Below are 23841 nucleotides of genomic sequence, written 5' to 3'. Positions count from 1 at the left end.
ACCACGCGCCGCTGCCCGACGCCCCGCGGTCTAGCCGCGCCCGGCCGGAAGGTCCGTCAGCCGAACTGCTGCTCCAGGTCCTTGAGCTTCTGCTCCAGGGAGTCCAGCCGGGGCAGCGGCATGGTCTCCTCCTCCGGCGTCAGGTCGATGCTGCGCCGGACCGGCAGCGCGCCCTCGGTGGCCGGAGCGGCGGGGGCTGTCGCCCCGGAGCCCCGGGAGTTCGGGGAGCTCGGGGAGCTCGGCGATCCCTGCGAGTTCTGCGACGGTTCTATGACGGGCTCCGAACTTCCCGGCGTCAGCTGCCGGTTGGCCCCCCGGGCCCGCCAGGCACTGCCGGGCTGGCGCCCGATGGCGCGGATCTCGGCCCGCTCCCGGCGGCTGGCCATCCGCTGGCGCTCGCGGTCCAGTGCGGCCTGCCGCTTGTCGTCGCGGACCTCCTCGACCGCCTCGTCCAGGCTGCGCACGCCCTCCAGCAGCATCAACGACCAGGCGGCGTACGTCTCCAGGGGCGCCCGCAGCCAGCGGACCACCCGGATCTGCGGCAGCGGCCGCGGCACCAGGCCCTGCTCGCGCAGGGCGGCCCGGCGGGTCTGCTTCAGCGCGCGGTCGAAGAGGATCGCGGCCGAGAGCGACATCCCGGCGAAGAACTGCGGGGCGCCGACGTGGCCGTAACCCCTGGGCGCGTGAACCCAGTTGAACCAGGCGGAGGCGCCTGCGAACAGCCAGACCAGCAGGCGGGAGCCGAGCGCGGCGTCACCGTGGCTGGCCTCGCGGACGGCGAGCACCGAGCAGAACATCGCGGCGCCGTCCAGGCCGAACGGCACCAGGTACTCCCAGCCGCCGGAGAGCCCGAGGTTCTGCACCCCGAAGCCGACCAGGCCGTGGAAGGAGAGGGCCGCCGCCACGCCCGCGCAGCAGAAGAGCAGCGCGTAGGCGGAGACCCCGTACATCGACTCCTTGCGGCGGCGGCGCTCCTCGCTGCGCTCCCAGGAGTCCGTCGCACCGGTGGCGGCCGCGGCGGCCGCGGTCCTGGTGCGCAGGAAGGTCACCAGGACGGCGACCGCCACCAGACCGGCCACGCCCGTGACGGCCCAGCCCAGTGGAATATCGGACAGTTTCATGGCCGGAACCAGCCTCGCTTTCCCGCCTTGTGATGGCGAGTCACCACTATGGCCGATGACTGACGGCCTTTCGGCCGATTCCGGGCCAATGCACCGAGGAGAGGGAATTCCGAAGTCGTTGAATCCATACGGTCATATGAAATGGTCGAGCTGATTCCGACCCGGAACGCGCTATTCCGGACAGCTCCGCGGGCAGGTGAGACAGGTTTCTTCCGGACGCACCGTGTAGAACAGGCAGCAGCTCACCCGGGTCCTGGTCCGGGCGGCCGGGCCGTCCGTCAACCGCCTGAAGTCCGCCCCGCCGACGAACGGGCGCTCGGACGGGCCGGGCAGCAGTTCGGTCACCGCGGCGGCGGCCCGCTCCTCCTCGCCGAGCAGGCCCCCGAGGAACCAGAGCCCCTCGATCACGTCGTCGGTGGCCATTCCCCACAGGGTGCGCGAGCCGCGCCGCATGGCCGGGCGGAAGGCGTTCAGCGTCGGGGTGAGCAACTCGGTCAGCGCGGAGCGGAGTTCGGCCCGCAGGGCGGCCTCGTCCGGCACCACCCGGGCGCCCGGCAGGTGGGCCGCGGGATCGTCCGGCAGGCAGGCGAAGCCGTCCGGGTCGACGGCGAGCTCCCCGGCCGCGCGGTCGATCGCCACCCGGTCGGCGGGCAGCCGGGGCACCCGGCGCTCCAGGAACCACGGCAGGGTGAAGGCCAGTGCGGCGGGCCAGACGAAGCGGTGCAGGCAGAAGCCGGCCGCCACGTCGGGCCGCAGCAGCTGCCCGTAGTCGGCCAGGGCCAGTGACTGGTCGTGGGCGATGAGCTCCTGGCGTACCGATTCCTCGCCGACCAGCGCGGTGGCGGAGACCCAGCCCCGGCCGGTGGGCAGCGGGCCCGCGAGGATCCGCAGGGCCGGGAAGACCAGGTGCTGGCGGGCGTAGCTGCCGAGCAGCGGCGGGCCGTCGGCGAGGTGGCCGTCGGCGAGGGGGCCGGGGCCGGGGCCGGTGGGGCGGGCCTCGGTGCTGCTGGCGGTCATGCGGGCCCCCGGAGGTGGGCCGGCGCTCGGGGAGCCCGGGACGGCGGTACGGGCCGGCCCGCACGGGCGAGCCGGACCTGCCCGGGGTGGGTCCCACCGGACAGGTTAGGCTCACCTTAGCTGATGCCCCTTCCGACGTCCCGTCAGCTTCCGCCGTCCGGGGGAGCCGCCGGAGCGGGCACGGTGTCCAGCCGCCGCGCGAGCCAGACCGGCACGCCGCCGAGCGCCTGCACCAGCCGGGCGGCCTCCGCCCGCAGCCGGGCCGCCTCGGCCGGCTCCGAGACCTCGGCCAACGCCGCCAGGGCCGGTGCCACCCCCACGGTGAAGCCGAGCTCCTCACGGATCGTCAGCGAGGCCCGGAAGCCCTCCCGGGCCTGTTCGGCATCGCCCGCCGCGAGCGCCAGCGAGGCCAGGTGGCGCCAGGTGTAGGAGCGCAGGAGTTCGTCACCTCGCTCGGCCGCGCCGTCGTGCGCGCGCCGGTACGCGATCCAGGCCGCCTGCCGGTCGTGCAGCAGGTTCTCCGCCACCAGGCCGCGCCGGAAGTCCAGCAGGGGACGCCCCGGGGCGTCCGGCGGGAGCAGGGCCGAGGTCCGGCCGAGCGCGGCCTGGGCCTCGTCCAGCCGGTCCCGCGGGCCCAGCACGCTGGCCACGTAGGCCAGGAAACCGCGTGCGCAGGCGGCGGCGGCGCGCTGGTCGGGGGAGGCGGCCAGGGCCTCCGCCGCGCGCAGCGCCTCCTCGCCCTGCTCCCAGTGCGCGGCGGTGAACATGCACTGCTCGATGAGGAGTTCGGCCCGGGCCAGGGCCGTCGAGGGGTCGTCACGGGCCGCCGGCAGGAGCAGTTCGGCGGCCTCCTGCCAACATCCCCGGGACCGTAGCCGCCAGACCGCGTCCGTCTTGCTGCCCCCCAGGGCCGTTCCGTGCTCCGACAACGCCACCTCCTTGTGCGCGGTGTCCAGCGAGCGGGCGTGGCCGCTGTGGCGGCAATTCAACACGGGGGTGAGCTTGTGCACCAGATCACGAGCGCGAGATGATCCGGAATCAGCTCCTCCTGATCGACTGGTCCAGACCGCCGGAGCGGCGGTGGATCAGGAGGTCCACCCCGTCTCCAGCAGGGCCTCCGCCGCTCCGTTGGCCGGCTGCGGGATGCCGGACTCGTCGAGGTGGAAGAGCGCCACCAGCAGTTGCTCGCCCCGCACCAGCGCCTGCTGGGTGAAGCCCGAGCGGCTGAACAGTGCCGCCGCGATCTCCTCCGCGTGCAGGGTGCGCAGCCAGAGGCACTCCACCGTGCGGAGGTCGGCCGGCGCCCCGGAGCCGTCCACCTGGGCCACCATCCGGCCGCCCAACAGGGTGACCAGAGAGGTCTCCTGATCCTCCGTCATCTCCAGGTCGTCGAAGCCCAGCCAGCGGAGGTAGCGGGCGGCGGTGAGCACCGCGTCGTCCTCGGAGCGCACCGGGTGCGGGCGGAACGGCGGCCGGTACTCCCAGGCGGACGGCCCGCCCTGGACCGGGACGCTGGGCCGCCGGTCGGCCGGCAGTCCGTCCAGCCCGTCGAGCGCGCGGCTGTCCAACGGCCGGTGAGCGGCCGGGCGTTGGTGCCCGGGGCCGGGGCCGGCGCTCTGCAGCCGGGGTGCCCGGTCCACCGGGAGGCGGACGGTGGCGCCGCAGTTGCAGGTGAACTCCGGCTGGGGCCACTGGTCGTCCCGGCCGCAGTGCGGGCAGCGCATGCTCAGCCAGGAGTCCTCCCAGGAGCGGAAGCGGATCTGCACCGGTATGCCGCCGCGCAGCAGTGGCACCCGCAGCCGGGCCCCGCAGGGGCAGGGCAGGCTCGGCGGGTCGTACAGGTGCTCGCGGCGGCAGGCCGGGCAGCGGATCGGGCTCGCACCGTGCGGCCGGTCCGCCGCCGGCTCGTCGAAGTCGTCGGGCAGCGGTGCTCCGGGCATCGTGCACACCGTCCGTTCTGGTCGCCTGGCCTGGTCGGTCCCATCGTCCCCGATCCGACCGGCCGTCGGCCCGGATATCGGCAATCCTCAGGGAGAGACCAGGGGCACGTCAGGGGCGCACGGTCCCGTCGGGCGGGGGTTCAGCCCGCGCCCCAGCGGGCCAGGTCCTCCGGGGTGTCCAGGTCGTCCGGGACGGCCACGTCGCCGCACTCGACCAGCTCGACCGGATGGGCGGCGAGCAGGGCACGGGCCCCGGCGTCGCCGACCGCACCGGCGGCCGCCTCGGCGAAGTGGCGGGCACCGATCAGCACCGGGTGGCCGCGCCGCCCGTGGTAACCGGCGGCGGCCAGGTCCGCACCGGCCGCGTGGGCGGCGAGCAGCCGGGCCACGGCCGCCGGCGTGACGCCCGGGGTGTCCACCAGCATCACCAGGGCGGCGGTGGCGTCCGCTGGCAGTGCGGCCAGCCCGGCGCGGAGCGAGGAGCCCATGCCGCCCTCCCAGTCGGGGTTGTCCACCAGGACGCTCGCCCCGGTGTCCACGGCGGCCCGGACCTGCTCGGCGGCGGCACCCAGCACCACCACCGCTCCGGCGCAGCCGCCCTCGCGGACCACCTTCAGCGCGTGCGAGAGCAGCGGGCGCCCCTGACGGGTGATCAGCGCCTTGGGGCGCCCGCCCAGGCGGCGTCCGCCGCCCGCCGCGAGGACCAGTGCCGGGACGTTCACGGGACTCATGCCGCTGCTCTCCTCCTGCGCTCGCCGCACCGCGTGGCGTGCCGTACGGCCCATCCTGCTCCACGGCGCACCCCCGGGGCCCCGTACGGAGAGTCTGGGGCCGGTGGGGAGGACGGGGCAGTTGTGCGATCGCACAGGGCGCCGCCGCAGGTCAGCGGGGTGGGCCGGTGCTTCCGCCGCTGGTGCTCGCCGGGGGGCGGGCCCTGTACTGGGCAGATGGACACCGCACCAAGCCCGCTGGTGGACCGCTTCGGCCGGGTCCACACCGATCTGCGGGTCTCGCTCACCGACCGCTGCAACCTGCGCTGCACCTACTGCATGCCGGCCGAGGGTCTGAACTGGCTGCCCCGGGCCGAGGTGCTCACGGACGACGAGGTCGAACGGCTGGCCCGGATCGCCGTCACCCGCCTCGGCATCACCGCCCTGCGGCTGACCGGCGGCGAGCCGCTGCTCCGCCGCGGCCTGCCGGGCCTGGTGGAGCGGTTGAGCGTGCTCGGGGCCGAGGTCTCGCTCACGACCAACGGCATCGGGCTGGCCCGCACGGCGGCCGACCTGAAGGCCGCCGGACTGCACCGGGTCAACGTCAGCCTGGACACCCTGCGGCCCGAACGCTACGCCGAGATCACCCGCCGGGACCGGATCGCCGACGTCTTCGCGGGCCTCGCCGCCGCCCAGGCCGCCGGACTGGCGCCGGTGAAGGTCAACGCGGTCCCGGTGCGGGGCGTCAACGACGACGAGATCGTGGAGCTGGTCGAGTTCGCGGCGGAGCACGGGTACCGGATGCGGTTCATCGAGTCGATGCCGCTCGACGCGCAGGGCGCGTGGGAGCGGGACCGGATGATCACGGCGGACGAGCTGCTCGCGGTGCTGACGGAGCGTTGGGAGCTGGTGCCGGTGGGGCGGCACGGCAACGCCCCGGCGGAGGAGTGGCGGATCGCCGGGACGGACGTGGTGGTCGGGGTGATCGCCTCGGTGACGCGGCCGTTCTGCGGCGGCTGCGACCGGGTCCGGCTGACGGCCGACGGGCAGCTGCGGAACTGCCTCTTCGCGACCGAGGAGTCCGATCTGCGGGCGCTGCTGCGCGGCGGTGCCGACGACGCGGCGATCGAACGCGCCTGGCGCAACACCATCGCCCGCAAGGGCCCGGGCCACGACATCAGCTCCGCCGACTTCGTCCAGCCCGCCCGCCCCATGTCGGCCATCGGGGGCTGACGGCGGACGCTCGGCAGGGCAGCGGCCTCAGGGGCGCGAGGAACTGCGCGGGTCGGAAGGCGGCGCACCGGCAACTGAACCACCGTCAGCCAGTTGCAGGTGCTGCCTTTCCACGGCGCGCAGTTCCTCGCGCCCCTGGCGCGCTGCCCTGCCGGCGGCGGTCAGTCCTTGCAGCGGGTGCCCGGGGCGGGGAGGGTGCCGGTGGTGAGGAAGGTGTTGACGGCGGTGGTGGTGCAGGGGTTCTTGTTGTAGCCGGTGTGGCCCTCGCCCTCGCGGGTGAGGAGGGTGGCGTTGCCGAGCTCGGTGGTGAGCTGCTCGGCCCAGGCGTACGGGGTGGCCGGGTCGCCGGTGGTGCCGACGACCAGGACCGGGGGTGCGCCGGGGGCCTTGGTGGGGGCGGGCTGCTCGGTGGTCCGGTAGGGCCAGCTGCGGCAGTCCGGGTCGAAGAGGTCCTCGTCGGTGTAGCGGGCCGAGATCAGCGGTGCCTCGTCGTGCAGCTTCTGCCGGGCGGCCGCGAGCTGCGCCGCGGTGGGGACGTCCGCGCCCGGGTCCGCGCAGTGGATCGCGGTGTAGGCGTCGAGCATGTTGCTGTGCTTGCCGTCCTCGCCGCGGTCGTAGTAGTCGTCGGCCATCGCCTGCAGGTAGTCGCCCTTGTCGCGGAGCATCGCCCAGCCGAGGGCGTTGCGCAGGTACTCCCAGCTGGTGGCGTTGCCGTAGAGCATGCTCAGGGTGCCGGTCCAGGCGGAGGACGAGGTGAGCGAGCGGCCGTCGGTGGTGGTCAGCGGCTCCTTCTTCAGGCCGTCGAGGAAGGCGGCCAGCTTGGCGGGCGCCTGCTCGGGGTCCTTGCCGAGGCTGCACTGCTTCTGCTGCGCGCAGTCGGCGGCGAAGGCGCGCAGGGCCTTCTCGAAGCTGATGTTCTGCTGGACGGCGTGGTCGAGCTGACTGAGCGTCGAGTCCACGGCGCCGTCCAGGACGACCCGGCCGGCCTTGTCCGGGAACTGCTCCAGGTAGCGGGAGCCCAGGTAGGTGCCGTAGGAGAAGCCGAAGTAGTTGAGCTTGGCCTCGCCCAGGGCGGCGCGCAGGACGTCCATGTCGCGGGCGGCGTCGCGGGTGCCGACGTGGGGGAGCAGCGTGCCGGAGTTGGCCCGGCAGGCGTCGGCCATGGCCTTGCCGCGGGTGCCGTCCCGGGTGTCGGTGCTGTCGAAGGCGTCCCGGGCGCGGTCGTCCATGCAGTGCACGGCGGTGCTGGCGCCGACGCCGCGCGGGTCGAAGCCGACCAGGTCGTAGCTCTCGCGCAGGCCGTCCTTGCCGAACTCGGTGCCCCGTTGGACCATGCCGGCGCCGGAGCTGCCGGGGCCGCCGGGGTTGAGCACCAGCGAGCCGATCCGCTTGCCGTCCTGGGCGGTCCGGCGGCGGGACAGGGCGATCTCGATGGTCTCGCCGCCCGGGGCGGCGTAGTCCAGCGGGACGCGCAGGCGTGCGCACTCCGCGGTGGACTCGTCGAGCTTCGCGGTCTTCGGGTCGTCCGTGCAGGCGGCCCAGGCCAACTGCTGGCCGTAGTACGGCTTGAGCGCGGGATCGGCCTCGCCGGTCGGCTTCGGGGCCGGGCTGGGGCTCGCACTCGGGGTGGTGGTCTGGGTCGGGCTCGCGGAGCTGCTCGGCGCCGCCGCCTCGGTGCCGGAGGTGCACCCGGCGAGCAGGGCGGCCGCCAGGGCGACGGGGAGCAGGCGGCCGGAGAGCCGGGCGGTGTCGGTGATCACCGCCCATGGCTATCATCCGACCGCCCCGGTGATCATCTCGTTATCCGCCGCAGAGGCCCAGCATGGTCTTCTTGTCGGCCGGGACCACCGGGAGTTGGTACTTGAGGGAGACCTGGGCGAAGCGGACCGCGTAGGAGCAGCGGACCGCCTCGTTGGCCGGGAGCCAGGCGGAGGGGCCGGAGTCGCCCTTGGAGGCGTTCTGCGAGCCGTCGGCGGGGATCAGGTTGAGCGGGTCGTTGGCGATCTGGACGCGCTTGGCCTTGGTCCAGGCGGAGGCGCCCTGCTTCCAGTCGTAGGAGAGCGGCATCACGTGGTCGATCTGGATCTTCGTGGCCTGCTGCTTGGTCCACTGCACCGTCTGCCCGGTGTAGGGGTCGTAGATGGTCATCCCGGTGACCACGCAGGCGGAGCCGTCCTTGCGGGCCACGGACCGGCCGTCGCGGGCGAGCAGGTCGTCGCGGGTGCCGCAGTCGTTGTGGCCGAACGGGACGCCGTCGACGTTGTCCGTCCACGGCGGGCCGAACTGGTCGCGGTCGTACCCGGCTTGGGAGCCGGGCTCGGCGGTGGTGACCTTGGCGATCAGGTCGCGGGCGGCCTTCCTGTCCGCGTCGGCGGTGATCGGGGCCAGGCCGGGCTTGGTGCCGTCCGGGTTCTGCAGCGGGTTGGTGCCCAGGGCGGCGCCGTCGGCGGAGGAGGGGGCCTTGTCCTGGGAGGAGCCGGAGGGGCCGCAGGCGGCGAGGGCCGGGGCGAGCAGCAGGAGCAGGGCGGTCGCGGTGAGTGTGGTCCTGCGGGCGCGCACGTTTCTTCCCCCGGGTCGGTGGTGCGGTCGGTGACGGTGCACCAGCACAGCAGCCGCCTCACGGGGGGTCAAGTCGGCGCGACGGCGCGTCGGAACGGAGTGTGCAAGCACACACGCGCCCCTCGGCGGGGGAGCCGCCGAGGGGCGCGTGGTGGTGGGCCGTCAGCCCTTGGGCTGGGCCGTCAGGTCGTAGAGCGTGGTGGAGCCGACGGTCTTGGCGGTGAAGTTCTCCGTCACCCAGGAGGCGATCTCGGAGGACCAGTTGGAGCCGCCCATGCCGCCGCCGCCCATCCCGCCGCCACCGATGAACCAGTGCACCTTGCCGTCGGCGACGTACTGCTTGAACTGCTCCAGGGAGAGGGAGGGGTCCGAGCCGTTGAAGCCGCCGAGCGCCATCACCGGTTCGCCGCTGGCGAGTTGGTAGCTGGCCTGGTTCTGGGAGCCGACCGCGGCGGCCGTCCAGGTGTACTTGTCGGCGTCCTGCCTGAGCAGCTGGGCCACCTCGTCGCTGACCTTGGCGCCGTTGAGCAGGCCGCCCATGCCGCCGGTGCTGAAGCCGAACCGGGCCTCGCCGCCGCCGGGGAGCTGACCGGTGCCGCCGGGGAGCTGGCCGCCGCCCTGGGGGAACTGGCCGTTGCCGCCCGGGAGTTGGCCGCCGCCCTGCGGGAGCTGGCCGTTGCCGCCCGGGAACTGCCCCGTGCCGCCCGGGAACTGGCCGCGCCCGGTGCCGCCCTGCGGGAAGCCCCCGCCGTCGCCGTTCATCCGCATCCGGGGCCCGCCGCCGCCCGGCCCGAAGCCGTTGCCGCCCTCGACCCGGGGGCCGGCCGTCACGATGGAGCCGGTGTGCGGGGTCGCGACGGTCTCGACCGCGTAGGCCGCCGGACCGCCGAGGGCCGCCGCCAGGGCGGCCAGGCCGGCCACCGCGCCGAGTCGGGCGCCGGTGCGGCCGGGCAGGGTCAGCACGGGGGCGAGGGCCAGCACGAGCGCCGCCACCAGGCCGACGGCGAGCACGGCCCAGCGCAGCCACGGGAGGAACTCGGAGCTGCGGCCGAGCAGGACGTACGCCCAGACCGCCGTGACGGCGACGGTCAGCGCCAGCAGGGTCGCGTACGGGACCCTGGCCCGGGCCCGCCAGAGGCCGTCCGCGCCCATGCCGACCAGGGCGGCGACCGCCGGGGCGAGGGCCACGGTGTAGTACTGGTGGAAGATCCCGGACATGAAGCTGAAGGTCAGGCCGGTGCAGAGCAGCCAGCCGCCCCAGACCAGGAAGGCGGTGCGGGCGCCGTCGGTGCGCGGTGCGCGGCGGGTGGCCCAGAGGCCGAGCAGCAGCAGGATCAGGGCGGCCGGCAGCAGCCAGGCGATCTGGCCGCCGATGTCGCCGTCGAACAGCCGGCTGATGCCGGTGCTGCCCCACATGCCGCCGCCCTGCCCGCCGCCGGGGCGGCCTCCGCCGCCGACGCTGCCGGTCTCCTCGCCGGTGATCCGGCCGAGGCCGTTGTAGCCGAAGGTGACGGAGAGGAAGTCGTTGTCCTGCGAGCCGCCGATGTAGGGGCGGGAGGAGGCCGGGACCAGCTCGACGACGGCCACCCACCAGCCGGCGGAGACGATCAATGCCAGCGCGCCGTAGAGCAGTTGGACCACCCGTCGGCCGAGACCGGTGGGTGCGACCACCAGGTACACCAGGGCGAGGGCGGGCAGCACCAGGAAGGCCTGGAGGGTCTTGGTGAGGAAGCCGAAGCCGAGCATCACGCCGACGAACACCAGCCAGCGGGTGCTCGCGGTCTCGGTGGCCCGGACGGTGCCGTAGGCGGCCAGCGTGAGCAGCAGCACCAGCAGCGCGTCCGGGTTGTTGAAGCGGAACATCAGCGCGGCCACCGGGGTGAGCGCCAGCACCGCCCCGGCCACCAGGCCGCCGAGCGGGGAGAACCGGCGGCGCACCGTCGCGTACACGGTGGCCACGGTGCCCACCGCCATCAGGACCTGGGGCATCAGCAGGCTGAAGGAGTTGAGGCCGAACACCCGGGCGGAGAGCGCCATCGGCCAGAGCGACATCGGCGCCTTGTCGACGGTGATGAAGTTGGCCGCGTCGGAGGAGCCGTAGAAGAAGGCCTTCCAGCTCTGCGAACCGGCCTGCACGGCCGCCGAGTAGAAGGAGTTGGCCCAGCCGTTGGCGGTCAGGTTCCAGAAGTAGAGGACCGCGGTCAGGGCCAGCAGGCCGAGCAGCGCCGGGCGGGCCCAGGCCGGGTCGTCGGGGCGGCCGCGCCAGGTGCGGGCCGGGAGGGTGGCCAGCCGGGCGGACCAGGTGGCCGGGCCCTTGGGGCCGGTGGCCGGCAGCGGGAGGGAGGGGAAGAGCGGGGGGACCTCGGCCCGGGCCGGTGGCGTCGGGGCGGCGGGCGGCTCCGGCGGCGGGTAGTTCGCAGCCTCGGGCCACGGTTCGCTGGTCGGAGGTGGGGAACTGGTCGTGGTCATGGGGATACGCTCGGGCGTCCCCCTGAGATTCCGATGAGGGGCGGCTGTGAGCCGCTTTCAAATCCGGCCGCCCCGTTCCCCGGCGGGGCTCAGGCGGACTGAACCTGCGTCAGGTGCTTGCCGAGCCACTCCAGCGCGGGCGGGATCTCCCTGGTCCAGGTGTGGAAGTTGTGGCCGCCGCTGTCCAGGGTGATGGTCGCCATCCGGGTCGGCGCCTTGAAGTTGGCGACCATCTCCTTGGTGGCCTGGTAGTTGTACTCGTTGTAGCTGGTGGCCAGCAGCAGCGAGACCGCCGGGGCGGGCCGGTTCTTCAGCAGCCAGACCAGGTCGTTCTCCTTCTTCAGCTGCTCGTCCCCCTCGAACAGGTCGCCGGTGGTGGCGTCGATCGGGGTGGTGTAGTAGCCGGAGAGCGAGATCGCCGTGCGGTACGAGTCCGGCTTGCGCAGCGCGAACTTGAGGGCGCAGTACCCGCCGGTGGAGTTGCCGATCGCGACCCGCTGGTCGGGCTGGTCCGACACCCGGTAGGAGGCGGCGACCGCCTTCGGCAGGTCCTCGGTGAAGTACGTCTCCACCTGCGGGCCGCGCGGGACGTCGACGCACTCGGTGTCCCGGTTGCCGACCACGGTCGGACGCATCATCACCAGCACGGTCGGCGGCAGCTTGCCGGACTCGATCGCGGCCAGCGTGGAGGCCGGGTACTCCAGCAGCGAGATCAGCTTCTCGGCCGACCCCGGGTAGCCGGAGAGCACCAGCGCCATCGGGAACCTGCGGTGGTCGTAGTCGGTCTGGAAGTACTGCGGCGGCAGGTAGACGTAGGCGTCGCCGCTGATGCCGGACTTGGCGCCCTTGATGGTGACCTGTTGGATCACCCCGGCCCGCTCGCGGGAGGAGCCCTGCGAGGAGTACACCTTCTGCTCCCCGCGCAGCGCCACCGCCTTGCCGGGCTGCTGCTCCACCACCACGCCGGGGCTGCCGCTGGTGCCGAGCAGGTCGGTCCAGCTGGTGTAGAAGCCGAAGTAGGAGTTGGCCACCAGGCCCATCGCGGCCAGCAGGGCGACCTGCGCCACCAGGAAGGCGCCGATCCGCCCGGCCCAGGCCTTCCACCCCTTCCCCGCGAGCCGCGGCCAGAGCCACATGGTGAGCACGAACGCCACCACCGCGAGGACGACGGCGACGATCTGGATCGGGGTTCCGGTCAAGCTGGGCACTTGCTGATCGTAGATGAGAGATTCCTGTGTCCGGTGCTCCGGGGCCCCGGACTGCCCCGTTCCGCACCGGGTCTGCCCCCGCGATCACGCCGGGGCTGCCCTCCCGCTCGTGCTATAAACGGCCGCATGAGCGAAGCCCTGGCGCGGCGGCCCGCGACGCTGGAGGACGTGGCCCGGGAGGCGGGGGTCTCGCGATCGACCGTCTCACGGGTGATCAACAACATCCGGAACGTGGACCCCGAGCTCCAACAGGTGGTCCGGGACGCGGTGGCCGCCACCGGTTACGTCCCCAACGCGGCCGCCCGGGCCCTGGTGACCAGACGGGCCGGGGCGGTGGCGCTGGTCTTCTCCGGTGCGCCCGGGCAGGGCGAGATCTTCACCGACCCCTTCTTCGGACGGGTCGTCAGCGGAGTGATCGGCGCGCTGCGCCCGCTCGGCGTGCACCCCGTGCTGATGCTGGCGGACGACGCGGCGGCCCGCGAGGAGGTGCTCTCCTTCCTCCGGCAGGGCAACGCCGACGGCGCGATGCTGGTCTCCACCCGGGCCGGGGACCCGCTGCCCGGCCGACTGGTGGAGGCCGGGCTGCCCGTGGTGGTCTTCGGCAGCCCGCCGGAGGGCCTGGCCGACGGGCTGAGCTGGGTCGACCTGGCCAACGTCGAGGGCGGCCGGCTGGCCGCCGGGCACCTGCGGGACCGCGGCTGCCGCCGGATCGTCTCCATCGCCGGGCCCTCCGCGATCTCCGCCGGGCGGGACCGGGAGGCGGGGGTGCGCGAGGTGCTCGGTGACCTGCCGTCGGCCGAGGGCGACTTCGGACAGGCCAGCGGGGCGGCGGCGATGGCGCGGCTGCTCGCCGCGCACCCGGACCTGGACGGTGTGGTGGCCGCCAACGACCTGATGGCCCGGGGCGCGGTCGCGGTGCTCGCCGAGCACGGGCGGCGGGTGCCGCAGGACGTGGCGGTGGTGGGCTTCGACGACAGCAGCGCGGCCACCGGCGGGCTTCCGCTGCTGTCGACGGTCCGTCAGCCGGTGGAGCGGATGGCCGCCGAGATGGCCCGCATCCTGCTGGAACGCGTCGCCGACCCGGCCGCCGGGCCCGCCTCGGTGGTCTTCGAACCGGAGCTCGTGGTCCGCGAGTCCGCCTGACCGCCGAGGGCCGGAAGGGGAACGGCAACACGTGCAACTGGCTCACGTGCCCCGATCCCACGCCGGTCCGCCTTCCGGACTCGCGCAGTTCCTCGTGCCCCTGACGGGTCAGGTCACGCAGAAGCCGTAGGGGCGGGAGCCGAACTCGCGGCCGTCGGCCGTCCTCGCACGGACGTCGAGGTAGTGGTCACCGCTCTCGGTGGGGGTCCAGGTGAGGGTGGCCCGGCCGTGGTGGCGGGCCGGAAGGGTGTGCTCCTCGCCGCCGTCGACGGAGTAGACGTAGGAGACCACGCCGGGCGCGTGCGGGGTGAAGGTGAAGGTGCCCGGGGTGCCGACGCCGCCGCCGCACCGGTTCTCCGGGTAGACCGCCGAGCCGACACCGGTGGCGACCGCCTCGCCGCTGAACCACCAACGCTCGTCGCTGATCCAGCCGTTGGCGCTCCGGCTGGACACCCGGAGGCTGGTCCCCTCGGTCAGCAGGACCGGAAGGACGGCCGTGCCGTCCTTCCTTGCCGCCACCTCGACCGTCCGGGTGTCGTCCTCCGACTCGATCTCCACCGCGTAGGAGACGATCCGGCTGACGGACTGCGCGTGCGCGTTCGGGGTCAGCCGCAGCGGCACGGTGGTGCCCAACTCGACCAGCGGCGGGACGGCCGCGACGGACGGGGCGGTGGACCGCAGGTTGAACTGGTAGGTCACCCGGGAGGACTGGTTCATGGACCGGTCGAGGCTCACCACCGTGAGGGTGTGGCGGGAGAACCAGCCGGCCGGCGGCAGCAGCTTGACGGTGGCCCGGCCGCCGAGCCGGTCGGCGCGGACGTAGTGGTCGGCGTCGGCGTACGGGTCGGTGGGCTTGGGGATGCCGTACTGGCCGATCGCGGTGCCGTGCACCGGCAGCTCGCCCCAGGAGAACTCGAACCCGGCCACGTCCCCCGTGCCGTTGGCGTCGAAGGTGAACTCGACCGGCTCGCCGCCGTCGCTCCACTTGCCCTCGGGGTAGTTCGAGGAGGTGACCAGCGGCGCGGTGGCCGGGCGGGTGTTGTCGACGGCGAAGTAGCACGGTGCGGACCAGCCGGAGACCTCGCTCCCGGCCACGCTGCGCACCGCCCAGCCGTAGGTGGGGCCCTCCGTGAGCGCCGCCATCGGCACGGTGACCGGGGCCTCGAAGCGGGTGCTCACCTCGGTGCTGGTGAGGGTGGCGGTCCGGGCCGGGTCCTCGACGGGCCAGAACCGGTACTCGGCGGCCAGGTAGGGGTGCCCGGTGGGGTAGGTGTGCTGCGGGACTCCCATCAGCTCGACCCCGTTGCCGCCCCACAGCCGGGTGGGGGCTCCGGGCGCGGTGGAGCAGAAGTTCAGCCCGTTGAACAGGTCGGTGGGAACGGCCGGCGCGCCGGTGGTGGCACCGGCCGGAGGTGCGGTGAGCAGGACGAGGGCGAACGTTCCGGCTGAGGCCAGTGCCGTGCGCACCCTGGAACCGGTGAATCCGGTCATGTGTGATTTCCTCCCCCGTGGAAGGCCCGTTTTGGCGGGCCGGGGGAAATGTTAAGTGAATTCCCTTGCTGTTCAAGGGAATTGACCGTAACAATGCCGCACCGATGGGTCGGGACTTCCGACATTCGGGGATGAGGTGGGAGACTCGGGGCAGATCCGATGAGAGGAAGCGCGATGGGATTCAAGCGACTGCTGGCCGGTCTCGGGGCCGGTGGTGCCTCGGTGGAGACGGTCCTCGCCGACCCGAACGTGCTGCCCGGAGGCACGCTCCACGGTGAGGTGCGGATCCAGGGCGGCAAGGTGGACCAGCGGATCGAGGGGCTGACCCTCAGCCTCCAGGCCAGGGTCGAGGTGGAGAGCGGCGAGGGCGAGCACCACCAGGACATCCGCTTCCAGCCGACCCGGCTCGGCGGGGAGTTCGAGCTCAAGGAGGGCGCGCTGCACGCCGTGCCGTTCGCGATTCCGGTGCCGTGGGAGACGCCGGTGACGGCGGTCGGCGGGCAGCAGCTGCGCGGCATGGTGCTCGGCGTGCACACCGAGCTGGCGATCGACCGCGCGGTGGACGCGGGCGACCTCGACCCGATCGTGGTCCACCCGCTCCCGGTGCAGCAGGCGATCCTGGACGCGTTCGGCCGGCTCGGCTTCGGTTTCCGGAGCGCGGACCTGGAGCGCGGCCACATCCGCAACACCCGCCAGCGGCTGCCGTTCTACCAGGAGATCGAGTTCTTCGCGCCGCAGCAGCAGTACCCGGGCCTGAACCAGGTCGAGCTCTCCTTCGTGGCGGACGAGCACGCGGTGGACGTGGTGCTGGAGATGGACAAGAAGGGCGGCCTCTTCACCGAGGGGTCCGACACCTTCCGCTCCTTCACCGTCGCGCACGCGGACGTGAACGCCACGGACTGGGCCGGGTACCTGCACCAGTGGCTCCATTCGGTGGGCGGTCAGCGCGGCTGGCTCTGATCCGACCGGTCCCGCGCCTACGGTGACGGGATGTCAGTGAGTCGCAGGGCGCTCCTCGGCGGGGTGACGGCGGGCCTGGTGGCTGCCTGCGGCGGCCCGGTGACGGGACCACCGTCACCCGCCGCGTCCTCGGCTCCGCCGTCCTCCGACCCGCCGAGCCCGTCGCCCTCCCCGACGCCCGCGCCCCCGCCGACCCGGGCGGAGGTGCTCGCCCGGTACGGCGGGCAGCCCGCCGGGCGCTGGGGGACGGACGTGCCCGGCGTGCTCGGCCGCCTGGCGGGGGAGGAGGTCGCGCTCACCTTCGACGCCTGCGGCGGCCCCGGGGGCAGCGGCTGCGACGAGGCGCTGCTGCGGACGCTGCGTCAGCACGCCGTGCCCGCCACCCTGTTCGTGAACGCGCGCTGGCTGGCGGCCGATCCGGGGCGGGCCCGGGAGCTGGCCGCCGATCCGCTGTTCGAGCTGGCCAACCACGGCACCGCGCACCGCCCGCTCTCGGTGGACGGCCGCTCCGCGTACGGGATCGCCGGGACCCGGGACGTCGGCGAGGTCTACGACGAGGTGGCCGCCAACCACCAGGGGCTGGCCGAACTGACCGGCCGTCCGCCGCGCTTCTTCCGCTCCGGCACCGCGCACTACGACGAGACCGCCGTCCGGGTGGTCGGTGAGCTGGGCGAGCGGGTGGCCGGGTTCACCGTGAACGCCGACGCGGGGGCCACCTTCAGCGCCGCCCAGGTGCGGCAGGCGCTGGCCGCGGTCGGCCCCGGGGCGATCGTGATCGCGCACGTCAACCGGCCCGGGCACGGCACCGCCACCGGCTTCGCCGCCGCGCTGCCGGAACTGCTCGGTGCCGGGCGGAGGTTCGTACGCCTCTCGAATGGTGTAGACCACCTGGGTTAGCCGCTATCGTGCCGGTCAACCACCGGGAGGGCCAGCCATGACCACCACCAGTACCACCACCGAGCGAGTGCGCACCGTCCGGGCCGGGACGGCCTCCGGCGAGGTGATCCGTTGCGGGGTCTCCGACGCGATGCTGGCCGAGCTGGCGGTCTCCGTCGTCTTCTTCTACGACCGCCCGCTGGACGAGCAGCGGCTCGCGGACGGCCTGGCGGTGGCGCTGGGCCGGGTGCCGATGTTCGCCGGACGGCTGCGGAGCACCGGTGCGGACCTGGAGATCGTCTGCTCCGACGCGGGCGTCCCGATGGTCTCGGCGGACGCCCCCGAGGCCCTGGGCGAGGCGCTCGGCCGGATGACCCTGGCGGCCTCCGGGTACGTCGACCACGTCGCCGCCCAGGCCGTTCACGAGGGCGAACTCCCGCTGTTCACCGTCCGGTTGACCCGCCTCGCGGACGGCGGGACGGCACTGGGGTGCTCCTGGCACCACGTGCTCGGGGACGTCCAGACCTTCATGACCCTGATGCGGGCCTGGTCGGCGGCGGTGGACGGCGCCGAGCTGCCGGAGGTGCTGCCGGTCGAGGACCGGGAGGCGTACCTGGCCTCGGTGCTGCCCGAGCGGGACTCCGGGCGGCTGGGGTTCAGGATCCCCGGGGCGGAGGAGGCGGAGCTGCTGGGCCGGGAGTTCGCGGTCGCGGCCCGGGCCAACCGCACCGTACAGGTGTACTTCACCGACGCCGAAGTCGCCCGGCTGCGGGACGGGTTCGAGGAGTCGGCGGGGCGCCGGCTGTCGGTCAACGACGTGCTCTGCGCCCATGTGGTCACCGCGGTCCGCCGGCTGGACGAGGACCACGAGGCCCGCACCCTGGTGCTGCCGGTGAACGTGCGCCGCCACCTGGGCCTGCCGGCCGGCGGTCTGGGCAACGTGCTGGGGGAGATCGTGCTGAGCTGCCCGGCCGACGCCGATCCGGCCGCACTGGCCGCCGAGATCCGGGCCGGGGTGGAGGGATTCCTCACCGACCACCTCAGCCTGCGGACCAACCGTGACTTCCTCGCCGGGCTCGGCCGGGAGCGGCTGCGCGAGTGCGTCCCGCTCGGCTTCGACCCGGGAGCCAAGACCTTCACCCTCTCCACCTGGTCCCGCTCCGGGGTCTACGAGCTGGCCTTCGAGGGGCACCGGCCGATCGCCTTCAGCCCGGCGGCCAGCGTCCAACTCCCGTGGGTGTCATGGCTGGTGGAGGGTTTCGAGGGGAGCGGTCACCTGCTCACCGTCTCGCTGCCGGTCCGGCTGGCCGGCCGGCTGCGCACCGAGGCGGGGCAGGCCCTGCTGCACTCGCACCGGGCGGCCGACGAGCAACTCCCGGCGATCGCGCGGCAGATGAAGAAGCTGGCCTGACCGCAGGCCGCCGGCCCGCCCCCACCTCCGCCGAGGTGGGGGCGGGCCGCCGCGTCAGCGGGCCGGGGTCACGGGAAGGAGACCACGGTGGACGGGGTGGTGCCGGTGCCCGAGGTGGCGGCGCCGGTGGAGTTGACCACGTGGTTGTACTGGCCGTTGCCGCCCAGCGAGACCACCGAGAGGTCGTGGAACTTCACGCCCGGGCGGACCGGGGCCTCGAAGCCGTGCTCCTGACGGATGCTCGGGTCCACGTTGTAGTAGCAGTAGCTGCCCAGGCCCCAGCCCTCGTGGGTCTGGACGTCCGGGCCGACCCGGTAGGCGGCGTAGCCCTGGGTCGAACCGTTCTGCACCGCGGCCTGGTTGGGGGCGTCGTAGGCCTTCTCGTTCTGGAAGAAGATGGTCTTGCCGCGCTCGCCGAACCACTGCACGTCGTACTTGTTGAAGTGCTCGACGAACAGACCGCTGGTCAGCACGTCGTCGCCGTTCACGATCAGACCGTAGTCCGAGCGGTTGGTCTCCCAGCCGACGCCGTCACCGTGGTCGGCCCGCCAGAGCCAGGTGTGGTCCACGATCACGTCGTCGCTGTTGACCACGACGGCCGTGGTGGCCTTGCCGGCGCCCGCGCCGCCGACCCGGACGAAGACGTCCTGGACGGTGGTGGGGTTGGCGGTGTGGTCGGCCGAGGCGCCGGTGGGCCCGACCTCCAGCAGGGTGGGGGAGTTGACGGTGCCGGCGTCGATCAGGAAGCCGGCCAGCTTCACGCCGTCCACGTCGGCGACCTTCATCGCGGTGACGCCGTTGTCCGGGACGAGGGTGGCCAGGCCGAGGCCGAGCACCACGGTGTCCGGGCGGGTCACGTTGATCGTCTGGTCGACGTGGTAGACGCCGGGCGTGAACAGCAGGTTGAGGCCCTGGGCCAGCGCCGCGTTGATGGTGGCGGCGGTGGCGCCGGCCTTCACCACGTAGAACTGGGAGAGCGGGATGGAGCTGCCCTGCGGGGTGCCGTTGCCCCAGCTGGTGCCGCGCGCGTCGGTGCGCTTGGCCGGGACGAAGACCTTGTAGTCGGCGCCGTCCAGGTAGAGGAAGGGCTTCTCCCGGGAGACCGGGGTGGTGTCCAGGGTGGTGTAGGCGGGGTTCGGGAAGCTCTGCGCGGGAGCGCCCTGGACGCCGGAGAAGACCTGGTTCCAGACCGAGTTGGAGAAGCCGCCGATCGAGCTGTCCCGGGTGTACCACTGCTGCTGCGAGTAGTTGCCGATCTGGCCGTCGATCTTGCTGTCGGCGATGTACCCGCCGCTGGCCCAGCCGTAGCCGTTGGGGGCCAGGTTGAGGCCGCCCTTGACGTGCATCCGGCGGAACGGCGCGGCCTGGGCGACGGCCCAGCGGTCGGTGCCGCTCACCGGGTTGAGGGCCAGGTTCTCGGTGGAGCGCCAGAAGTTCTGGGTCGCGTTGCCGTTGAACCAGCCGGCGTCCACGGTGACGTCACCGTTGATGGTGGTGTCGTCGGGGGAGAGGCCGAGGCCGCTGACCGAGGTGTAGAAGCCGACCTGGGCGTTGAGGTTGTTGTACGTGCCCGGCTTGAAGAGGAACTGGTAACGCCCGCTGCCGAACTGGGCCGACTCCTGCTGCTGGAAGACCTGGTCCAGCTTGGCCTGGATGTTCGGGGTGGACGGGTCGAAGACGATCACGTTGGGGCCGAGGTCGCCACCGCCCTGGATCGGGGGCAGGCCGGTGCCGGTGTTGACCTTGAAGTCCCAGAGCGAGTAGCCGTACCCGGTGCCCCGGGTCAGGCCGTTCATCCGGACGTAGCGGCCGGAGCCGGAGACGTCCAGGGTCTCGGTGCCGCCCGCGCCGTTGGTGGTGCTCTGGATGGTGGTCCAGGCGTTGCCGTCGGCCGAGGTCTGGATCTGGTACGACTTCCCGTACGCGGCCTCCCAGTTGAGCACCACCCGGCAGAGCTGCTGGACCGAGCCGAGGTCCACCTGGAGCCACTGCGGGTCACTGGCCGCCGAGGCCCAGCGGGTGCCGGAGTTGCCGTCGGTGGCGGCCGAGGCCGGGGTGCCGCCGTTCTCGGTGGAGGAGGCGGTGGTGGGGCGGCCCTGGGCGGCGTCGGTGGTGGAGCAGGTGGAGCCGCCGGTCTGGGTGCCGAAGACCTGGAACTCCCAGAGCGAGTAGCCGTACCCGGTGCCCCGGGTCAGGCCGTTCATCCGGACGTAGCGGCCGGTGCCGGTGACGTTCAGGGTCTCCACACCGCCGGTGCCGTTGGTGGTGGTGTGGATGGTGGTCCAGGCGTTGCCGTCGGCCGAGGTCTGGATCTGGTACGACTTCCCGTACGCGGCCTCCCAGTTGAGCACCACCTTGCTGATGGTGGAGCTGGCGCCGAGGTCGACCTGGAGCCACTGCTGGTCGCTCGCGGCGGAGGACCAGCGGGTGGCGGTGGAGCCGTCCACGGCGAGGGCCGCGGCGGTGCCGCCGTTCTCGGTGGAGGAGGCGGTGACCGTCTTGCCCTGGGAGATCAGGGCGTCGGCGGCGTGGGCGGTGGTGCCGGGCAGGGCGAGCAGTGCTCCGGAGAGCAGTGCCAGCGTGGTGGCGGTCGCGGCCGTGCCGCGTGCCGAGGTGAGCCTCACGGGCTTCTCCTGCGGTGGGTGGGGGGTGGGGGTCGGGAGGCGCGGGCGGTGGACACTACACACCGGCGGATCTTCGGAGAGCGCTCCCCGGTGGGAGTCTGGAGGGCCCAACTCGCGGCTGTCAAGCACCCGGTGGAAACCTGACGGAAACCGGGAAGACCCGACGTGTACGCCCAAGTGCGGGCTCCTGGAAGGGAGTTCGCGCAGGTGGGGGACCCTGCGCGTACCCGTGCGGACGGCCTCCGGAGTTCGCCGTGCCGCCGCCCCTCGCCCCGTCCGGATCTCGCCCCGTCCCGCTCCCGCGTCTCGGGCCGGAGATCCGCTGGAGGCGGCGACTCCGGTCGGCAGCCGGTTCCCGCTACGCGGGGGCGAGCCGGCGGAGCTCCCCGCCCGAGGTGAGGAAGTGCGTCAGCGGCAGGGTGGCCGCGCCCACCGTGACGGCGTCCGGGCCCAGCCGGCCCAGGGTGATGGTGGTCTGGGCGCGCGGGAAGCGCAGGGCGTACTCGGTGGCGGCGGCCTCGATGCCCGGGAGCAGCCGCGGCCCGAGCAGCAGCCCGGCCCAGCCGCCGATCACGATCCGTTCGGGGTTGAAGAGGTTGACCAGATCGGCGATGGCCGCGCCCAGGTACTCGGCGGCCTCGGCGAGCAGGGCCTCCGCCGCCGGGTCGCCCGTTTCGGCGGCGGCCAGCAGGGCGGCCAGGCCCTCCTTCTCCGAACTGCCGGGCGGCGCCGCGCCCCACCGCTCGACCAGCGCCTCCGCGCCGACGTACGCCTCCAGGCAGCCCTTGGAGCCGCACCGGCAGAGCCGCCCGCCGACGTGCACCTTGGTGTGGCCCCACTCGCCCGCGCTGCTGGTGGCGCCGCGGAAGCGCGAGCCGTCGGCGATCACGCAGGCCCCGACGCCGGAGCCGAACAGCGCGACCACCGCGTGCCGCGCACCCTGCCCGGCACCGAACCACATCTCGGCCTGCCCCAGGGTCTTGGCGCCGTTGTCCACGTAGAGCGGCAGGTCGGTGCCGGCCCGGAGCAACCGGCCGAGCGGCACGGCGTCCCAGCCGACGGTCTGGCTGTGCACCACCACGCCGTACCCGTCCGAGTCGGGCTCGCCCTGCTCCACGATGCCGGGCACGCCGATGCCGACCCCGAGCACGGTGCCGCGGTCCACTCCGGTGCGCTCCAGCACCTCGCCGATGCCGGTGAGCATCAGCTCGACCACGTGGTCCACGTCGTGACCGTGGTCGGAGAGCGGGTGGTCGCTGGCGGCCAGCTCGGTCAGCGCCAGGTCGAAGAGCGCGACCCGCACCTGGGTCTCGCCCACGTCCACCCCGATCAGGTGCGCCCGGTCGGGGGTGACCTGGAGCAGGATCCGGGGGCGGCCGCCGTCGGAGTCGACCGAGCCGCACTCCTCCACCAGCCCGTCGGCGATCAGTTCGCCCACCACGTTGCTGACCGAGCCGCCGCTCAGGCCGCTGATCCGCCCCAACTCCTGTCTGCTCAGCGGACCTTCGAAGTACAGCCGGTGCAACAGGGTGGAACGGCTGCCCCGTCGCAGGTCACGGACGGTCTGCTTGCCTCGCTCTGCCATCTGGTCTCCCTCCTGACTCGAATCTATCGCTGCGCGGACTCTTGACGCCAGCTTTTCTCACACGTTAAATCACGGTCCGAAGTAAGCATCTGAGCTCGCGGTTCCACGGCGGCTCACACTTCCCCCGAATCCCACCACCCACTCGTCCGAGAGGGACACGGTCATGCGCTTCCACCGTCTCGCCGCAGCCACCGCTCTGGTCTCCGTCCTCACCCTGACCGCCACCGCCTGCGGCGGCGGGTCCTCCTCCGAGGGCGGCGACAACAGCGCCCCGAAGGAACTCACCTACTGGGCCAGCAACCAGGGCACCAGCCTGGAGAACGACAAGCAGGTCCTGGAGCCCGAACTGAGAAAGTTCGAGCAGCAGACCGGGATCAAGGTCAAGCTCGAGGTCGTCCCCTGGTCCGACCTGCTGAACCGGATCCTGGCCGCCACTGCGTCCGGCCAGGGCCCCGACGTGCTGAACATCGGCAACACCTGGTCCGCCTCGCTGCAGGCCACCGGCGCCCTGCTGCCGTTCGACGAGGCCACCTTCGGCAAGATCGGGGGCAAGGACCGCTTCACGCCGTCCACCATCGCCTCCGCCGGCGCGGCGGGCAAGGACCCGGCGGCCGTCCCGCTGTACTCCATGGCCTACGGCCTCTACTACAACAAGAAGCTCTTCCAGCAGGCCGGCATCGCCCAGCCCCCCGCCACCTGGGACGAGCTGCTGACGGACGCCCAGAAGCTCACCAAGGACGGCAAGTTCGGCCTCGCCATCGAGGGCGGCAACGTCTCGGAGAACGTCCACCACGCCTTCGCCTTCGGCAAGCAGCACGGCGCCGACTGGTTCGACGCCTCCGGCAAGCCCGCCTTCGCCACCCCCGAGGCGGTCGCCGCGGTCAAGCAGTACGTCGACTTCATCGCCAAGGACAAGATCGTCGCCCCCGGCAACGCCGAGTACGCCGCCAACCAGTCGGTGACCGACTTCGCCAGCGGCAAGGCCGCGATGCTGATGTGGCAGGCGGCCGGTGCCTCGCTCAAGTCGCACGGCATGGCCCCCGAGGACTACGCCGTCGCGCCGATCCCGCTCCCGGCGGGCGCCACCGGCGCCAAGGCCACCACCTCGATGGTCGCGGGCATCAACCTGGCGGTCTTCAAGAACACCAAGAACACCGACGGCGCGCTGCAGTTCGTGAAGTTCATGACCAGCAACGAGGAGCAGGTCCAGCTCAACAAGACCTACGGCTCCATCCCGCCGGTCAAGGAGGCCCAGGCCGATCCCGCCTTCTCCACCCCGGAGTTGAAGACCCTGGCCACCGTGCTGCAGACCAGCGCCGCCCCGCTGCCGCAGGTGGCGAACGAGAGCCAGTTCGAGACCCTGGTCGGCACGGCGGTGAAGAACCTGCTGGCCGCGGCCGCCTCCGGCAAGCCGGTCACGGACGAGTCGGTCAAGGCCGAACTCACCAAGGCCCAGCAGCAGATGCCGGCCTAGAGCTCCCGGCTGTTGGGGGG

The 23841-nt window shown here is 73.1% G+C and carries 18 protein-coding genes; 6 read left to right on the top strand and 12 right to left on the bottom strand.

Annotation, left to right across the window (positions count from 1 at the left end; genetic code table 11):
* Positions 1–56: 56 nt before the first annotated feature.
* The 5 genes from ACWCYY_RS23395 to ACWCYY_RS23375 form a co-directional block, all read right to left on the bottom strand.
* Complete coding sequence (locus tag ACWCYY_RS23395; RefSeq protein WP_380148838.1) at positions 57–1121, bottom strand: DUF2637 domain-containing protein; 1065 nt, start codon at positions 1119–1121, stop codon at positions 57–59.
* Between the two features lie 171 nt (positions 1122–1292).
* Complete coding sequence (locus ACWCYY_RS23390; protein WP_449797117.1) at positions 1293–2138, bottom strand: (2Fe-2S)-binding protein; 846 nt, start codon at positions 2136–2138, stop codon at positions 1293–1295.
* A 143-nt stretch (positions 2139–2281) separates the two neighbouring features.
* On the bottom strand, positions 2282–3067 hold the full coding sequence (locus ACWCYY_RS23385; RefSeq protein ID WP_449797116.1) for a hypothetical protein: 786 nt from the start codon (positions 3065–3067) through the stop codon (positions 2282–2284).
* A gap of 156 nt (positions 3068–3223) precedes the next feature.
* On the bottom strand, positions 3224–4078 hold the full coding sequence (locus ACWCYY_RS23380) for a hypothetical protein (RefSeq protein ID WP_449797115.1): 855 nt from the start codon (positions 4076–4078) through the stop codon (positions 3224–3226).
* 140 nt (positions 4079–4218) lie between these two features.
* A complete protein-coding gene (locus tag ACWCYY_RS23375) occupies positions 4219–4809 on the bottom strand; it encodes a nucleotidyltransferase family protein (RefSeq protein WP_449797114.1) in 591 nt (196 codons plus the stop codon).
* Between the two features lie 216 nt (positions 4810–5025).
* Between ACWCYY_RS23375 and moaA the strand changes: the two genes are divergently transcribed.
* The gene (moaA, locus tag ACWCYY_RS23370) at positions 5026–6021 is read left to right on the top strand and encodes a GTP 3',8-cyclase MoaA (RefSeq protein ID WP_449797113.1); all 996 of its coding nucleotides are present in this window, start codon (positions 5026–5028) and stop codon (positions 6019–6021) included.
* Between the two features lie 161 nt (positions 6022–6182).
* Here the strand turns inward: moaA and ACWCYY_RS23365 are convergent, their stop codons facing one another.
* The 4 genes from ACWCYY_RS23365 to ACWCYY_RS23350 form a co-directional block, all read right to left on the bottom strand.
* Positions 6183–7781: an alpha/beta hydrolase gene (locus tag ACWCYY_RS23365; protein ID WP_449797112.1), complete on the bottom strand. Its 1599-nt coding sequence runs from the start codon at positions 7779–7781 to the stop codon at positions 6183–6185.
* Positions 7782–7821: 40 nt separating this feature from the next.
* The gene (locus tag ACWCYY_RS23360) at positions 7822–8580 is read right to left on the bottom strand and encodes an HNH endonuclease family protein (protein WP_345289327.1); all 759 of its coding nucleotides are present in this window, start codon (positions 8578–8580) and stop codon (positions 7822–7824) included.
* 162 nt (positions 8581–8742) lie between these two features.
* Positions 8743–11049 carry an ArnT family glycosyltransferase gene (locus ACWCYY_RS23355; RefSeq protein ID WP_380148835.1) on the bottom strand — a complete coding sequence of 769 codons (2307 nt, stop codon included), beginning with the start codon at positions 11047–11049 and terminating at the stop codon, positions 8743–8745.
* An 89-nt stretch (positions 11050–11138) separates the two neighbouring features.
* On the bottom strand, positions 11139–12257 hold the full coding sequence (locus tag ACWCYY_RS23350; protein ID WP_345289329.1) for an alpha/beta hydrolase: 1119 nt from the start codon (positions 12255–12257) through the stop codon (positions 11139–11141).
* 126 nt (positions 12258–12383) lie between these two features.
* Between ACWCYY_RS23350 and ACWCYY_RS23345 the strand changes: the two genes are divergently transcribed.
* Positions 12384–13400, top strand: coding sequence for a LacI family DNA-binding transcriptional regulator (locus tag ACWCYY_RS23345; RefSeq protein ID WP_345289330.1), 1017 nt, complete (start codon positions 12384–12386; stop codon positions 13398–13400).
* Positions 13401–13508: 108 nt separating this feature from the next.
* Here ACWCYY_RS23345 and ACWCYY_RS23340 read toward each other — a convergent pair whose 3' ends face one another.
* Positions 13509–14891 (bottom strand): hypothetical protein, encoded by a 1383-nt coding sequence (locus ACWCYY_RS23340; protein ID WP_449797111.1) that lies wholly within the window; start codon positions 14889–14891, stop codon positions 13509–13511.
* A 174-nt stretch (positions 14892–15065) separates the two neighbouring features.
* Here ACWCYY_RS23340 and ACWCYY_RS23335 point away from each other — a divergent pair, with 174 nt between their 5' ends.
* Genes ACWCYY_RS23335 through ACWCYY_RS23325 form a run of 3 tightly spaced genes read left to right on the top strand, consistent with a single transcriptional unit; the run spans position 15066 to position 18138 of the window.
* Positions 15066–15851 (top strand): sporulation protein, encoded by a 786-nt coding sequence (locus ACWCYY_RS23335; RefSeq protein ID WP_345289332.1) that lies wholly within the window; start codon positions 15066–15068, stop codon positions 15849–15851.
* Between the two features lie 30 nt (positions 15852–15881).
* Entirely contained in the window at positions 15882–16748 is an 867-nt protein-coding gene (locus ACWCYY_RS23330; protein WP_449797110.1) for a polysaccharide deacetylase family protein, read from the top strand.
* Positions 16749–16785: 37 nt separating this feature from the next.
* Entirely contained in the window at positions 16786–18138 is a 1353-nt protein-coding gene (locus ACWCYY_RS23325; protein ID WP_449797109.1) for an acyltransferase, read from the top strand.
* Positions 18139–18206: 68 nt separating this feature from the next.
* Here ACWCYY_RS23325 and ACWCYY_RS23320 read toward each other — a convergent pair whose 3' ends face one another.
* Entirely contained in the window at positions 18207–20762 is a 2556-nt protein-coding gene (locus ACWCYY_RS23320) for a discoidin domain-containing protein (protein WP_449797108.1), read from the bottom strand.
* A gap of 358 nt (positions 20763–21120) precedes the next feature.
* Positions 21121–22347 (bottom strand): ROK family transcriptional regulator, encoded by a 1227-nt coding sequence (locus ACWCYY_RS23315; RefSeq protein WP_345289336.1) that lies wholly within the window; start codon positions 22345–22347, stop codon positions 21121–21123.
* A 163-nt stretch (positions 22348–22510) separates the two neighbouring features.
* Here ACWCYY_RS23315 and ACWCYY_RS23310 point away from each other — a divergent pair, with 163 nt between their 5' ends.
* Positions 22511–23821 carry an ABC transporter substrate-binding protein gene (locus tag ACWCYY_RS23310; protein ID WP_345289337.1) on the top strand — a complete coding sequence of 437 codons (1311 nt, stop codon included), beginning with the start codon at positions 22511–22513 and terminating at the stop codon, positions 23819–23821.
* Positions 23822–23841: the final 20 nt, after the last annotated feature.

It is taken from the genome of Kitasatospora sp. NPDC001664 (assembly GCF_053596675.1).
The sequence above is the reverse complement of the archived record's forward strand: the minus strand, read 5'-3'. Positions and strand labels throughout refer to the sequence as shown.